We start from the raw sequence: 14536 nt of genomic DNA on the forward strand, positions 1-14536 counted from the left end.
CGCGTGCGCCCGCGGAGGGCGCTACCAGGAACCGTGGCTGCCGTGGGAGCCGTGGCTGCCGTGCGAGCCGTGGCTGCCGTGCGAGCCGTGGCTGCCGTGCGAGCCGTGGCTGCCGTGCGAGCCGTGGCTGCCGTGCGAGCCGTGGCTGCCGTGCGAGCCGTGGGAACAGTGCTGCGCCGGTATCAGGCCGTCTTCGTCGAACCCCGGCTGCTGATCGCAGTTGTCGCGCGCCTTGTCGATCACCAGGTCTTCGCTCTTGCTGAGCATGCCTCGGGCGCTCTTGGTGAACGACGGCAGCTTTCCTGCACCTGGGTCCTTGGGCGGCACCGGCAAAGTGTACACCAACGCCCGGATCCCGGCCACGGGTTCGGCGGCGGTCGACCGCGAGGACGCCGCCAGTTACGCTGCCGGAGGACAATCCGTCGCTGGCTGGAACACACAGATGACCGCACTGAGCCGCCTCAAACTCGCCGTCGTCCAGCTCGCTCCCGGGCTCTTGGAGCTCGAGCGAAACGTGGAACGACACCTGGATCTGATCGCCGACGCCCGCGCTCGCGGAGCAGACGTGGTGGTGTTCCCGGAGCTGTCCCTCACGGGCTACGGCGCGGGCGCGCAGGCGGACGCAATCGCGATGTCCTTGGAGGGCCGCGAGCTGGATCCCAACATCGAGAAGCTCGCGGTCGCCGCCGGCGGCATGACCGTGCTCGTGGGCTTCGTGGAAGAAGGCTACGGCGCGCAGTTCTTCAACTCCGTTGCAGCGTTGAGGAGCGGCTCCCTGGTGCACGTGCACCGCAAGCTCAATCTCGCCAACTACGGCGCCATGGAAGAGGCCAAGTACTTCGCCCAAGGGCGCTACTTGAGCACCTTCGAGCTTCCAGGGCCGTTCACCGCCGCCACGCTCGTCTGCTCCGACATGTGGAACCCGGCCCTCGTGTACCTCGCCGCCCTGCACGGGGCGACACTACTCATCGCGCCGACGAACTCGTCCCTGGACCTCGACAGCGGTGACTTCGAGAAACCGCACCGCTGGGACCTCGCGCTCGAGTTCTACGCGTCGCTCTACGGCATGCCGATCGCGTTCGCCAATCGCGTGGGCACCGAAGCGCGGCACCAGTTCTGGGGTGGCTCGAGGATCTTGGACGCACGTGGCCGAACCGTGGCCAAAGCCGGCCCAGATGAAGAGACGACGCTGTTGGCCGACATCGACTATCAAGACGTGCGCGCTGCGCGCTTTCAGCTGCCCACGGTGCGGGACTCGAACCTCGCGCTCATCCACCGCGAGATCGATCGCTTGGCTCGCAAGGTCGGAGTGCCACGAGTGGTGCGCGACGAGTGAATCAGCCGCTGCCGAGCAGGTAGAGGGCCGAGCCCATCTGCACTGCGTTGGAAACGACCGTCGCTGCTACTGGAGCTAGGGACGTCATCATGGTCCCGGCCAGGGAGAGCATGAAGACGATGACCGCGGCGGCGGCTGAGGGTGCAGTCACGAGTAGCTCCGTGTTCGTGAGGATCGAGACGTCGTGATCGCGACGGTTCCGCGCCGAGCCGACATCCAGAAGACGAGGCTCGGCGCGGAGCGGCTTGTCACTTCTTCTGCTTCATCTTGAGGGTGCCCTGGGCCGCGGCAAGGCGCGCGATGGGCACGCGGAACGGCGAGCAGGAGACGTAGTCGAGACCGACCTCTTCGAAGAAGAAGATGCTCTCCGGGTCGCCGCCGTGCTCGCCGCAAATGCCGAGGGACATGCCCGCGCGGGTGGCTCGCCCGCGCTCGCAGGCCATGCGCACGAGCTGGCCGACGCCCTCGCGATCCAAGGACACGAAGGGCTCGTAGGGCAGGATGCCGCCGTCCACGTAGCTGGGCAGGAAGCGCCCGGAGTCGTCCCGGGAAAGGCCCATGGTGGTCTGCGTCAGATCGTTGGTGCCGAAGGAGAAGAACTCGGCGGTCTGCGCGATCTGATCGGCGAGCAGCGCCGCCCGGGGCAGCTCGATCATGGTGCCGAACTTGTACTTCACCTCGGTACCGTGCTCCTGGAACACCTCGGTCTTCACGCGATCCACGACCTCTTTCATGAGGTCGAGCTCGCGCTTGGAGAGGGACAGCGGGATCATGATCTCCGGCAGTACCTGCGTGCCCTCTTTCTGGACGATGCACGCCGCGCTGAGGATGGCGCGCACCTGCATCTCGCTGATCTCCGGGTAGGTGATGGCGAGGCGCACGCCGCGGTGGCCGAGCATGGGGTTGAACTCGTGGAGCTCCTGCACCTTGCGCGTGATGTCGGAGGGCGCCACACCCATGATCTTGGAGAGCTCCTCGATCTGTCCGACGTCCTGCGGAAGGAACTCGTGCAGCGGCGGATCGAGCAGGCGGATGTTGACGGGAAGGCCCTTCATCTCGCGGAACAGCTCGACGAAATCTCCGGTCTGGAACGGCAACAGCTTGTCGAGCGCCTTGCGCCGCGCCGTCTGGTCCGCCGCCAAGATCATCTCGCGCATGGCCGCGATGCGCTTCTCGTCGAAGAACATGTGCTCGGTGCGGCACAGGCCGATGCCCTGAGCGCCCAGGCTGTGAGCCTTCTTGGCCTGCTCCGGGGTGTCCGCGTTGGTGCGCACCTTCATGCGACGAGTTTCGTCCGCCCAGGCCATCAGGGTTTCCATCTCGCCGCCCAGCTCGGGGTCGATCTTGTCGACCTCGCCCTGGTACACGGCGCCGGTGGAGCCGTCGATGGTGATCACATCACCGATACGCACGATCACGTTCTCGCCGTCCGACTTCGCGGTGAGCATCTGCAGCTCGTAGTCGATGCTGATGGCGGAGCAGCCCACGATGCAGGCGCGGCCCATGCCGCGAGCGACGACCGCCGCGTGGCTGGTGGCGCCGCCGCGGGCAGTGAGGATGCCGCGAGCGGCCTTCATGCCGTGCAGGTCTTCCGGCGAGGTTTCCACCCGCACCAGGATCACCGCCTCGCCCTTGCCGGCGCGCTCTTCCGCTTCGTCGGCGCTGAACACGGCGCGCCCGGTGACGGCGCCCGGAGACGCCGCCAAGCCCTTGGCGAAGGGCTTCTGCGAGGCCTTGGGATCCACCGACGGGAACAGCAGCTGCTCGAGGCGGTTGGCGTCCACGCGCAGGAGCGCGTCTTCCTTGCCGATGAGCTTCTCGGCCACCATGTCGACGGCGATCTTCACCTCCGCCCGGGCGGCGCGCTTACCGTTGCGCGTCTGCAGCAGGTAGAGCTTCTTGTCCTCGATGGTGAACTCGATGTCCTGCATGTCCTTGAAGTGCGTCTCGAGCTTCTTCTGCACCTCGAACAGCTGGCCGTAGGCCTCGGGCATGCTCTCCTCGAGAGACTCGCCCTTGGAGTCGGCGCTCTTGGCGATGGGCCGCGGCGTGCGGATGCCCGCCACCACGTCTTCGCCCTGAGCATTCGGCAACCACTCCCCGAAGAAGCGGTGATCGCCGGTGCTGGGATCGCGCGTGAAGGCCACGCCGGTGGCGCTGGTGTCGCCCAGGTTGCCGAACACCATGGACTGCACGTTCACGGCGGTGCCCCACTCGTGCGGGATGCCGTGCATCTTCCGGTACAAGATGGCGCGATCGTTGTTCCAGGACGCGAACACGGCGCGAATCGCGCCCATCAGCTGGTCGAAGGGCTTGGGAGAGAAGCCGCCCTTGGCTTCCTTCTCCAGGATCTTCTCGTAGTCCTTCACCACGTTCTTGAGCAGTGGGGCGGTGAGGCGAGAATCCGGCACCACACGCGCCAGCTCTTCGTCGTCCCCAGGAGCCTCGATGCCGAGCTCCTTGGCCAGGGCGCGCCGCGCTCCATGAAGCACGTGCTCGAAGGAGTGATGCTTCACGTTGAGCACGACGTTGCCGTACATGGTGAGCAAGCGGCGATACGCGTCGTACACGAAGCGCTCGTTCTTGGTCAGGTCCGAGAAACCGGCGGCGACGTCGTCGTTCAGACCCAAGTTCAAGATGGTGTCCATCATGCCCGGCATGCTGGCGCGGGCGCCGCTGCGCACGCTGACGAGCAGGGGGTTCTTGGGGTCGCCGAACTTCTTGCCCGTCTCTTTCTCGAGCCAGGCCATGGCCTCCGCCACTTCTTCCGCCAGACCGTCGGGGATCTTGCCGCCGGCCTCGTAGTACTCGGAACAGACTTCCGTGGTGATGGTGAAGCCTGGCGGCACTGGAATGCCCAGGTTCGCCATCTCCGCCAGGTTCGCTCCCTTGCCCCCGAGCAACGGCTTCTGATCCGTGCGTCCATCTGCCTTGCCGGGTGCAAACCGATAGATTCTCTTGTTGGCCATGTAGCGCTCGTCATCGCTCAGCGTTCCGCCGAACGCAAGGGCACCCGCCACGACGCGGTGCGCCGGCACTGACGCATATTTGCGTAACTTTTGCGGGCCCACTCAGCCGGCCAGCAGGTAGGGATCGGGCTCGCGACGACGACTGCTGGTTGCAACGCGAGCAACCTTTCTCCCAGCAGCGACGGCGTTTTCGATTTCACGGGACGGTCACCCGCGCACGGGCAATCCGAGCTAGACTGCCCTGTCTAGCCGATGCCACTTAGCCTTCGCTCCCAGCCTCGGGTGCTCGTCGTGTCACTGGCCGCGGCGGTTTTTGCCGCCTGCTCGTTCCCCGACCACGAGTTCATCCCCGCCGACGAGTTCGAGAAGCTCAAGGACGCCAGTGCCGGCTTCGGCGGCACGGGCGCGAGCGGCGGCTTCGGCGGCACGGGTGGCTCGAGCGGCACGGACGCGGGCGGCGGCAGCGCAGGCCTCGGCGGGGGTGGTACCGGCGGCGGCGGACCGGGCAGCTGCGCGGGGCGCTGCGGCGTGTCGGGCGCGGTGCCGGGCAGCGATCCCAAGTGCTACTGCGACGACGCCTGCAGCCAGTTCAACAACTGCTGTGGAGACTACGCCAGCGTGTGTGGTGCGGGCGGCATGGCCGGCGCCGGGGGCGCGGCCGGCATGGCTGGGGCGGGGGGCATGGCCGGCACCGGCGGCACCGCGGGAACGGGTGGCACGGCCGGAACCGGCGGCGTCGCTGGCAGCGGAGGCACCGGCGGGTCGGCGGGTACGGACGCCGGGGTGTGCCCCACGGTAGTGGTCAACGAGGTGTCCCCTTCCGGGACCACCGGGTCCGACGAGTTCGTGGAGCTCTACAATGCCGGCAGCTGCGTGGTGAGCCTCGCGGGTTGGGCGCTGAAGTACTCGTCGAAGACGGGCTCCACACCGCAGACACGTTGGACCGGGTCGTCGGGGGACAGCCTCTCGCCCGGTGCCTTCTTCGTGATCGCTGGGTCGAGCTTCACCGGCACCGCGCAGGGCTCGCTGAGCTCGGGCATCGCGGACGAAGGCGGCGTTGGCCTGTTCGACCCCGCGGACGCCCTCAAGGATGCCGTCGCCTGGGGCGCGGTCTCACCGAGCAATCCGTTCATCGAGGGCACGCCCTTCGGCTCCGGGCCTCCCGGCGCGAGCATGTCCGCAGCTCGCGTCCCCAACGGAACCGACACCAACGACAACTCCGTCGACTTCAAGCTCGAGAGCCGCACTCCGGGGGCCAGCAACTGACATGACCATCAACTGTCCCATCTGCAAGAAGACCATCTCGGACGCGCCGGACGACTGGGAATTTCGGCCGTTTTGTTCGTCGCGCTGCAAGTTGGTGGATCTCTCGAACTGGCTGGACGAGCGCTATCGCATCCCCGGCCCCCTCGTGGACGAGGACGACGGCTCGCTGATCCATTGACTCGAACGCGCCTGCTGCTCGCCCTGGGAGTGGGCCTCGCCGTGGCGCCGTTGGCGTGCGCCGCCGCGTGGTACGCGCTGTGGGAGCTTCCGGCGCGGCGTGAAGCCGCTGCCCTGACGGAGTCGCTCCGAGCGCGCTCCAGCGATCTTGCCCATCACGGCTGGGTTCGGCCAGTGCTGCGCGGCACTTCACTGCCGGGCAATGCCGCCACCGAGGCGCAGAGCGTCGCCGAGGCGCGCACGCTGGATCTCGACGCCTTGGCGCGTTCCACCCAGCACTCCGTCGCAGCCCTGAGCGATCCGCTGCTGGACCCGAGCTCGCCGCGCTCTCCCGACAGCGGCGCGCACCTGCGCGCGGTGCGCGTGCTGCTGGCCCGCGCCCGTGCTCGACCCCCCGCGGCATGCCTGCGCTCGGCCGCAGACGCGATTCGACTTGCTCAAGACCACGTCTCCGGCGGCGGCATCTTGCGCCTGGCCATCGCTTCCTCGGAGATCGCCGCCGCCGTGCCGGTAGCGGTCCACTGCGCCCGCGACGCGAACCCGACCGAGCTCCGGACCGCGGGAAAGGAGATCGAGTCCCTCGCTCGCCACCCCGCGCCCAGCGGGGACGCCCTGGCGGGCGAGGCGCTGTACGCCGCCGGCACCCTGCGGGACGACTGGCTCTTGCGACCCAAGTGGCCGCTGGAAAACCCCTATCGCCGGCTCTCCGCCTGGCGCTCGGCGCTGGAGCGCGCCGACGCTTTCGAGCACGTCGATCCGAGTCGCTACCCCGAAGGTCTGGCGGAGCTCGACGCCGCCGCCGGAGAGCAGCAGCGGTCGGCCTCCACCGCGGCGCTGGATCTGCGGCGCGTCCGCCGCCACCTGCTGCGCGACATGGAGTCGCAAGCCAAGCTCCGCGCCCTGGCCGTCGCGCTGCTAGTCCGCGCAGGAGCGCCGCCGCCGTCCCTGAAAGACCCGTTCACGGGAGCGGGGCTCCGACGCGAATCGACGTGCGTGTGGTCGGCCGGAGAAAACCGGTTGGATGACCGCGGCAGCCTCGACGACGTCGCAGTTTGTGTGCGCTGAGAGGAGGCCACGCTGTACGCCGCCGCGCGCCGGCGGTATCGCGAGGGAATGAACCGACGATTGCTCGCCGCCGCCATCGCGCTCCTGTCCGTTGCAGGGTGCGACAGCTCGACGCGGCCGCACGCGGAGCCGCCGACCACCGCGGCCAAACCGCCCACTCCTCCCACGCCCAGCGCGGAGCCTCCCATGCCCACCTCCGAGAGCGAGCCCACCGCCCCGCCGCCCGCCACGCCCAAGACCCTCGCCGCCGCGAGCAATGCGCTCGGCTTCGATCTCTATCGCGAGGTGAAGAAGGACGGAAACCTCGCCCTCTCGCCGGCGAGCATCACGCTGGCGTTGGCCATGACCTACGGCGGCGCCCGCGGCGGCACCCAAGAGCAAATGCAGAAGGTAATGCATCTGTCAGCGACCCCGGAAGAAGCCATGGCCCAAGCCGGTGAGCTCCAGAGCGCCCTCACGGCCAAGGGTCGACCGCTCACCTTGCGCATCGCCAATCGGCTGTTTGGCGAAAAGACGTACACGTTCAAGCAGAGCTACCTGGACGCCACCAAGAAGGACTTCGGCGCGCCGCTCGAGCCGGTGAGCTTCGCGACAGACCCGGAGAGCGTGCGAAAGCACATCAACCAATGGGTGGAAGCGCAGACGGAGAAGCGCATCAAGGATCTGATCGCGCCCCGTGGCGTGGACAAGCAGACCCGCCTCGTGCTCGTGAACGCCATCTACTTCCTGGCGGACTGGCTCGAGCCCTTCGAGAAGAACGCCACGCGACCGCAGTCCTTCACTCTCGCCTCCGGCCAGAAGAAGGACGTGCCCATGATGCACCGCACGGCACCGCTCCGCTCCGCCGAGGTGGACGGCGTGAAGATCGCCGAGGTGCCCTACAAAGGGCGCGATGCATCCATGTTGTTCGTGGTGCCCAACGAGACCCAGGGCCTCGCGAAGTTGGAGAAGGGGCTCGACGACAAGAAGCTCGAGAGCTGGCTCTCGGCGCTCAAGATGCAGCAATCGAGCATCGCCATACCCAAGCTCGAGATCGAGCCGCCGACCGCGCTCATGCTGCGCGAGCCGTTGCTGAAGCTCGGCATGCAGCTGCCCCTCGATCGCCAGAAGGCGGACTTCACGGGCATCGCGGATCCGCCAAAGCCGGCCGATCGTCTGTTCATCGGCGACGTCTTCCACAAGGCCTTCGTGAAGATCGACGAAAAGGGCACGGAGGCGGCTGCGGCCACCGCGGTCGTGATGCCTCGGGGTGCGGGCATGCCCATGAAGCCGCCCTTCGAACTGGTCGCCGATCACCCGTTCCTGTTCTTCATCCGCGACCACGCCTCTGGGCTGGTGCTGTTCGTGGGCAGGGTCACCGATCCCAGCAAGAAGGCTTAGAACGAGGTTGTCCGCTTCGCGATACGCGAAGCAGGGAACCAGCACCCTGATCGTGTGGATCGTTTGGATGTTGGTTCGCCGCGGAACCTCACCCCCCGATCGTTGACGCCCTCGGAGACTTGATCCATATCAAGTCTCGGTGTTGCGTCGTCTCTCGATCCTGCTCTTGGCCGCCGCCGTGGTGTGCATGGCCACGAGCTTTGCGGAATCGGCGGAGAACGTCGTTCACCTGGCGCTGCACGGAGACATGGCGCACTCCGCGGACGGCCATCACCAGAGCGCGGAGCACGGCTGCGCCGGGGGCGTGCACGTTTGCCCCTGCTGCGCCCATCTGCCCGCCGCGACCCTCGCGTTTTCCCTGGACCTCACGGCGCCCGCAGATGGCACACGCCTTTCGCACGCGCATCGCTCGAGCCCGAGGGACGGCTCGCGAAGCTCGGTGTATCGGCCGCCAGTCCGCGGCTGAAGGTCGCGTCCCTTCAATCCTCCGTCGAGCGCTGAACGGCGCTCGATCTCCGTGCGTCGCGGCTTCGCGACGCCGAACCTGCCATTTGCCACACCGGCGCCGCGCGCCGGCGGAGGCGATCGATGTCGAACACGTTCTTGCGCTGGGCGTGGCTGAGCCTGTTGCTGGCCAGCACCCCGGCTCGGGCCCAGGGCCCGGCAGCAGCATCCCCCACGAAAGAAGCGCCCGTCACCTTGCATCAGGCGCTGAAGCTGGCGGAGAAATCCGCCCCCACGATTCACGTCGCGCGCGCCGAAGCCAAAGCCGGCCGCGCCGAGGTGGACGCGGCGAGCCCGCTCTTGCCGAGCGACCCCGTTCTTTTCGGCAGCGTCGGCCGACGCACCACTGCGGCGGGCTCCGGCATCGACTACTCCATCGGGTTGGAGCAGGAGATCGACGTCGCAGGCAAGCGCAGCAAGAGGCTGGATGCCGCGCGCTCCGACCTCGCGGCACGTCGCGCCGAGCTCTCCGCGTCCAAGTGGAGCGTGCATCAACGGGTCCACGCGGCGTACCACCGCGCCATCGTCGCGCGGGAGCGCTTGGCGGCCGCGGGTCGGGTGCTGCGCTTCAGCGAGCGCGTCGTCGACGTCGCGCGGCAGCGCTTGAGCGCCGGTGAAACCTCGCCCTTGCCAGTGCGCCTCGCCGAAACCCAGCTCGCGGAGGCCAGGCAGGAGCGAATGCGCTCACAGAGCGCCTACAATCGCGTGCGGCTGGAGCTCGGCCGTTGGGTCGGCTGGACCGGAGCCGGCCTGCTCACGCCCACCGGCAGGCTGCACGCTCCGCGCGTCCCACCTCCCGCCGAAACGTTGCTCCGCCGCGCGCGCCACGAGCAGCCTGCCCTGGTCGCGGCCCGCGCGCGCTCCGCCGCCGCCCACGCAGGCCTCCGCTCGGCAGAGCGGAGCGCGTGGCCCAACCCGACCCTGGGCGTCGTAGTCGAGAGCGAGGCGGAGCCTGGAGCGGAAGCCGCTCACATCGTGCGCGGCACCCTCTCGCTGCCGCTGCCGCTGTGGGTTGGCGGCACACCGGAGCGCGCGCGGGCCCGCGCGCGCGTGATCCGCGCCCGTGCGGAGCACGGCGCACTGACCAGCGACCTACGGGCTCGGGTGCTCGAAGCGCGCGAGCACGCGCACACCGGCGCGCGGCGCGCACGGGTGTACGGCTCGGAGATATTACCCACGCTGGAGAAGAACCTCGAGCTCTTGCGGAAGTCCTTCGAGCTCGGCGAGATCGACGTCCTCGACGTGTTGGTCGCGCAGGAGCGGTTTCTGCGCGGACAGCAGGACGCCCTGGCGGCCTTTCAGGACTACTACGACGCCTGGGCTCGCTTGGAAGCCATCGTGGGCGTGGAGCTCGGCGACCCATGAAGCGGACCATCACGCTACTGGTTGTGCTGTTCGCCTCGTCCGGCTGCGACAAGGGCCAAGACGCCCACGACGAAACGCACGCCCGGGAGCACGTGAGCGACGAGGCGAAACGCGGCCGGAGTGCCATCGTCGAACTAACGCCGGAGATGCTGAAGAACGTCGAGATCCGAGTGGAAAAGGTCTCGCGCCGAGCCGTTTCCGATGCCCTCGGCCTACCCGCAGAGGTGGAACCGCATCCAGATCGCATCGCGCACATCACGCCGCTGGTCGCCAGCCAAGTCGCGGAGGTCAAGGCCAAGCCGGGGGACCGCGTGGAGAAGGGCCAAGTCTTGGCGCTCTTGAAGAGCGTGCCGTTGGGCGAGGCTCGAGCGAACGTGGCGCAGGCCAAGGCGGAGCTGGACGTCGCCAAAGACCGCCTGAACCGCCAGGAGCAACTGATGGACGCCGGCATCGGCGCCCAGAAGTCGTACGTGGAGGCGCAAGGCGCGCTGAAACAGGCACGCGCGGCACTCTCCGCGGCGCAATCGCGAGCACATGTCTACGGTGGGCGCGGTGGCAGCGGGGCAACCACGCTCTTGCGCAGCCCCCTGGCCGGAACCGTGGTCCAGAGACACGCGACGGCGGGAGAGGTCGCGAGCCCCGAGCAGAAGCTGTTCGTGATCGCCGACATCGATCCGGTGTGGATTATCGGCCGCGCCTACGAGCGCGACCTGGCACAGGTGCGAGTCGGGCAATCCGCGAAGATCCGTACCAAGGCGTTTCCTGATCGCGTGTGGGAAGGGGCCATCGCCTACGTCTCACCCACCCTGGACGAGCGAACCCGCACCGCAGAAGTGCGCGTCGAGCTACCGAACCCGGACGGGGCGCTGCGCCCCGGTATGTTCGCCACGTTGATTCCGGCGGCGACGCCCTCGCGAGACGCTGGCAGCGTGACCACGCTCGCTATTCCCGTCGGCGCGGTGCAACGCGAGGACGGACACAGCATCGCCTTCGTGGCACTGGGGCCCGATCGCTTCGAGAAGCGGCGCATCGTCGTGGGGAAGCAAGGTGCGGACTACGTGGAGGTGCGCGACGGCTTGGCGTCGGGCGACACCGTAGTGACTCACGGCAGCTTCATACTGAAATCGGAAGCCGCCAAGCACGAGCTGGGCGGGGGACACGGGCACTGAGCGATGATCCAGCGCATCGTCGACTTCTCCCTCGACAACCGACTGCTCGTGCTCCTGGGCTGGCTCTTGGTGGTGATCGTGGGAATCAAGAGCCTCCGAGAGCTGCCCATCGACGCGGTCCCCGACGTCACCAACGTGCAGGTTCAGGTGCTCACCGACAGCCCAGGGCTGGCGCCGGAAGAGGTCGAGAGCTTCATCACCTTTCCGGTGGAAACCGCCATGAGCGGGCTGCCGAAGGTCGACGAGATCCGCTCGGTGTCGAAGTTCGGCCTCTCGGTGGTGACGGTGGTGTTCGAAGAGGGCACGGACATCTACCTGGCCCGCCAGCTCGTGAACGAGCGACTGAGTGAGGCCCGAGAACAGATCCCCCAGGGCTACGGCGAGCCCAAGATGGGTCCCATATCCACGGGGTTGGGCGAGATCTACCAGTTCGAGGTGCGGGGCGACCCCATGTGCAAGCCCGGGCAGCCCGACACCGCGGACTGCTACACGCCGATGGAGCTTCGCACCATCCTCGACTGGAACGTCGCCTACCAGCTCCGCTCGGTGAAGGGCATCGTGGAGGTGAACTCCTTCGGGGGAGAGCTCCGCACCTATCAGGCAACGTTGGACATGGATCGACTCGTCTCCTACGGCCTGACCGTGGGAGACGTGCTCGACGCCATCGAGCGCAACAACGAGAACGTCGGCGGCGGCTACATCGCGCATCAGGGGGAACAAGTCCTGGTGCGCGGGGAAGGGCTGCTCCAGAGCCTGACGGACATCGAGCGGGTGGTGGTGAACCGAGGAGCGAACGCGGCGCCCATCTACGTGCGCGACGTGGCCCGAGTGGAGTTTGCACCCCTTATCCGACAGGGCGCCGTCACCCGCGACGGTCGCGGAGAAGCAGTAGTGGGCATCGTGATGATGCTCATGGGGGAAAACTCCCGAGTGGTCGTGGGCCGGGTGCAAGACGCCATCGCCCAGCTTCAGCCGACGCTCCCGGCGGGCGTCACCATCGAAACCTTCTACGATCGAACGGAGCTGGTAGAGCGCACGATCCACACCGTCGCCAAGAACCTCGTGGAAGGCGGCGTGCTGGTCGTGCTGGTACTGCTGCTGCTGCTGGGGAACGTGCGCGGCGGCTTGATGGTGGCAACGGCCATTCCGCTGTCCATGTTGGTGGCCTTCACGGGTATGCGGCTGGCCGGCCTTTCGGGCAACCTCATGAGCCTGGGCGCCATCGACTTCGGCCTGATCGTCGACGGCTCCGTGGTGATGATCGAAAACGTCGTTCGGGTGCTGCGCGACCGCCGGGACGACCCCGAGCCCCACGCGGAGAAGGTGCGGGCGGCGGCGCGGCAGGTGGCCCGACCGGTGGTGTTCGCGGTGAGCATCATCATGCTCGTGTACTTGCCGATCTTGGGCTTGAGGGGCGTAGAGGGAAAGATGTTCGGGCCCATGGCCCTGACGGTGGTGTTCGCACTGGGCGGCTCGCTGGCGTGCGCGCTCACGCTGATGCCGGTGCTGGCCGCCTCGTTCTTGAAGAACGTGTCGGAGCGAGAACCTTGGTTGTTCCGCTGGGCGCAGCGTTGCTACCGCCCGCTGCTCGCCGGCGTGATCAACAGAAGGCGTGCCACCTTCGTGGCAGCGGTGACGGCGTTCGTGGCGAGCCTGGGCATCGTTCCATTTCTGGGTGCGGAGTTCATTCCGCGCCTCGACGAAGGCGCCATCGCCATGCAGGTATGGCGGCTGCCGAGCATCTCCCTGGAGAAGTCGAATCAGATCAGCACCGCCGTGGAGCGGGTGCTGATGACGGACTTCCCGGAGGTGGACACGGTGGTCTCCCGGACAGGCCGGGCGGAGATCGCCACCGACCCGATGGGCGTGGAGGTCAGCGACACCTACGTGATGCTGAAGCCGCGCGACGACTGGCGCTACGAGGACAAGAGAGCCTTGCTGCGCGCCATCGACGCGAAAATGAGAAAGAGCATCCCGGGCGCCATCTTCAGCTACTCCCAACCGATCGAGCTCAGGGTTCAGGAGCTGATCTCCGGCGTGCGCTCCGACGTGGCCGTGCACATCTACGGGGACGATCTCGAGTTGCTCAAGCGGAAGGCCGACGAAGTGGCGAGAGTGCTGCGCACCGTGCCCGGCGCCGCGGACGTGAAGGCGGAACAGACCCAGGGTCTGCCCCTGCTCCGAGTGCGCGTCGATCGCGAGGCCGTCGCTCGCTATGGGCTGAACGTTTCGGACGTGCTCGACGTCATCGAGACCGTGGGAGGAAAGCGCGTGGGGACCGTGCTCGACGGCCAGAAGCGCTTCGCCATCCAAGTGCGCTTCGACCGAAGCCTGCAGAGCAACCTGGACGCCATCCGCGCGTTGCGGGTGGGCGTGGCGACGGAGAGTGGCGCTCGCATGCAGGTGCCAATCTCCCAACTGGCCGACATCAGCGTCGAGGCAGGGCCCGCCCAGATCAGTCGGGACAGCATCAGCCGGCGAATCAACGTGGAAGCCAACGTGCGGGACCGGGACCTGGCGAGCTTCGTCCGCCAAGCCCGCGCGGCCGTGGCGCAGAATGTGGACATGCCCCCGGGCTGGCGCGTGGAGTGGGGCGGTCAGTTCGAGAACCTGCAGGCGGCTTCCCAGCGCCTCGCCCTGCTCATCCCGATCGCGCTGCTGTTGATCTTCGTTCTGCTGTACTCCACATTCCGGTCCGGTCGACTGGCGGCCTTGATTTACCTCAACGTGCCAATGGCGGTGACGGGCGGGCTGGCTGCCCTGGCGCTCCGCGGCTACCCGTTCTCCATCTCCGCTGGGGTCGGCTTCATTGCCCTGTTCGGCGTGGCGGTGTTGAACGGCGTGGTCTTGGTTTCACATGTCGTCGAACGGCGAGCGGCGGGAGCTTCCCCCTCAAAGGCCGCAGCGCAGGCAGCAACGGCGCGACTGCGCCCCGTGCTGATGACGGCGTTCGTGGCGAGCCTCGGCTTCTTGCCCATGGCGCTTTCGACCACGGCCGGGGCGGAGGTACAGCGCCCTCTCGCCACGGTGGTGATTGGGGGCCTCGTGACCTCCACCCTGCTCACCCTGTTGGTGCTCCCCGCCGCCTATGCCTGGCTCATGGGCCCAAAGCGCACACGCGTGTAGCCAAATCGCGTGCAGTGCGTAAGCCCGGAGATGGCTCGCGGGAGGAGGTCGATGCGGGCGACGCAGCGCGGCGTGACCGCGCCGTACCAACATAAAATTCCAGGGTTCGGCTTCCTTGTCGGGCCCCAGCCATCGTGGCATGGTCAATTTTCGCGGCCCGGGATGCGGCCGCGCGGCGG

General features: G+C 67.7%; 12 protein-coding genes. 9 read left to right on the forward strand and 3 right to left on the reverse strand.

Annotation, left to right across the window (positions count from 1 at the left end):
* Positions 1–21: 21 nt before the first annotated feature.
* Positions 22–363, reverse strand: coding sequence for a hypothetical protein (locus H6717_19400; GenBank protein ID MCB9579203.1), 342 nt, complete (start codon positions 361–363; stop codon positions 22–24).
* Positions 364–442: 79 nt separating this feature from the next.
* Here H6717_19400 and H6717_19405 point away from each other — a divergent pair, with 79 nt between their 5' ends.
* The gene (locus tag H6717_19405) at positions 443–1336 is read left to right on the forward strand and encodes a nitrilase (GenBank protein MCB9579204.1); all 894 of its coding nucleotides are present in this window, start codon (positions 443–445) and stop codon (positions 1334–1336) included.
* Between the two features lies 1 nt (position 1337).
* Here H6717_19405 and H6717_19410 read toward each other — a convergent pair whose 3' ends face one another.
* Both H6717_19410 and H6717_19415 read right to left on the reverse strand, forming a co-directional pair.
* A complete protein-coding gene (locus tag H6717_19410; GenBank protein MCB9579205.1) occupies positions 1338–1487 on the reverse strand; it encodes a hypothetical protein in 150 nt (49 codons plus the stop codon).
* A gap of 97 nt (positions 1488–1584) precedes the next feature.
* Positions 1585–4305 carry a pyruvate, phosphate dikinase gene (locus H6717_19415; protein MCB9579206.1) on the reverse strand — a complete coding sequence of 907 codons (2721 nt, stop codon included), beginning with the start codon at positions 4303–4305 and terminating at the stop codon, positions 1585–1587.
* Positions 4306–4557: 252 nt separating this feature from the next.
* Between H6717_19415 and H6717_19420 the strand changes: the two genes are divergently transcribed.
* The 8 genes from H6717_19420 (at position 4558) to H6717_19455 (ending at position 14357) form a co-directional block, all read left to right on the forward strand.
* Positions 4558–5571, forward strand: coding sequence for a lamin tail domain-containing protein (locus H6717_19420; GenBank protein MCB9579207.1), 1014 nt, complete (start codon positions 4558–4560; stop codon positions 5569–5571).
* 1 nt (position 5572) lies between these two features.
* Complete coding sequence (yacG, locus tag H6717_19425) at positions 5573–5749, forward strand: DNA gyrase inhibitor YacG (GenBank protein MCB9579208.1); 177 nt, start codon at positions 5573–5575, stop codon at positions 5747–5749.
* Positions 5746–6813: a hypothetical protein gene (locus H6717_19430; protein ID MCB9579209.1), complete on the forward strand. Its 1068-nt coding sequence runs from the start codon at positions 5746–5748 to the stop codon at positions 6811–6813. Before yacG ends, H6717_19430 begins: the two co-directional genes overlap by 4 nt.
* Before the next feature lie 48 nt (positions 6814–6861).
* A complete protein-coding gene (locus H6717_19435; protein ID MCB9579210.1) occupies positions 6862–8193 on the forward strand; it encodes a serpin family protein in 1332 nt (443 codons plus the stop codon).
* A 139-nt stretch (positions 8194–8332) separates the two neighbouring features.
* Positions 8333–8659, forward strand: coding sequence for a hypothetical protein (locus H6717_19440; protein MCB9579211.1), 327 nt, complete (start codon positions 8333–8335; stop codon positions 8657–8659).
* Between the two features lie 122 nt (positions 8660–8781).
* A complete protein-coding gene (locus H6717_19445) occupies positions 8782–10062 on the forward strand; it encodes a TolC family protein (protein MCB9579212.1) in 1281 nt (426 codons plus the stop codon).
* Positions 10059–11231: an efflux RND transporter periplasmic adaptor subunit gene (locus H6717_19450; GenBank protein MCB9579213.1), complete on the forward strand. Its 1173-nt coding sequence runs from the start codon at positions 10059–10061 to the stop codon at positions 11229–11231. Before H6717_19445 ends, H6717_19450 begins: the two co-directional genes overlap by 4 nt.
* A gap of 3 nt (positions 11232–11234) precedes the next feature.
* The gene (locus tag H6717_19455; protein ID MCB9579214.1) at positions 11235–14357 is read left to right on the forward strand and encodes an efflux RND transporter permease subunit; all 3123 of its coding nucleotides are present in this window, start codon (positions 11235–11237) and stop codon (positions 14355–14357) included.
* The last annotated feature ends 179 nt before the right edge of the window (positions 14358–14536 follow it).

The organism is Polyangiaceae bacterium, assembly GCA_020633235.1.
Classification (GTDB): Bacteria; Myxococcota_A; Polyangia; order Polyangiales; family Polyangiaceae; genus JACKEA01.

What these genes read in the sequence shown, in the direction of transcription:
- H6717_19405 (MCB9579204.1), top strand. Translation starts at nt 443, where the DNA reads ATGACCGCACTGAGCCGCCTCAAACTCGCCGTCGTCCAGCTCGCTCCC.
- H6717_19415 (MCB9579206.1), bottom strand. Translation starts at nt 4,305, where the DNA reads ATGGCCAACAAGAGAATCTATCGGTTTGCACCCGGCAAGGCAGATGGA.
- H6717_19420 (MCB9579207.1), top strand. Translation starts at nt 4,558, where the DNA reads ATGCCACTTAGCCTTCGCTCCCAGCCTCGGGTGCTCGTCGTGTCACTG.
- yacG (MCB9579208.1), top strand. Translation starts at nt 5,573, where the DNA reads ATGACCATCAACTGTCCCATCTGCAAGAAGACCATCTCGGACGCGCCG.
- H6717_19435 (MCB9579210.1), top strand. Translation starts at nt 6,862, where the DNA reads ATGAACCGACGATTGCTCGCCGCCGCCATCGCGCTCCTGTCCGTTGCA.
- H6717_19445 (MCB9579212.1), top strand. Translation starts at nt 8,782, where the DNA reads ATGTCGAACACGTTCTTGCGCTGGGCGTGGCTGAGCCTGTTGCTGGCC.
- H6717_19450 (MCB9579213.1), top strand. Translation starts at nt 10,059, where the DNA reads ATGAAGCGGACCATCACGCTACTGGTTGTGCTGTTCGCCTCGTCCGGC.
- H6717_19455 (MCB9579214.1), top strand. Translation starts at nt 11,235, where the DNA reads ATGATCCAGCGCATCGTCGACTTCTCCCTCGACAACCGACTGCTCGTG.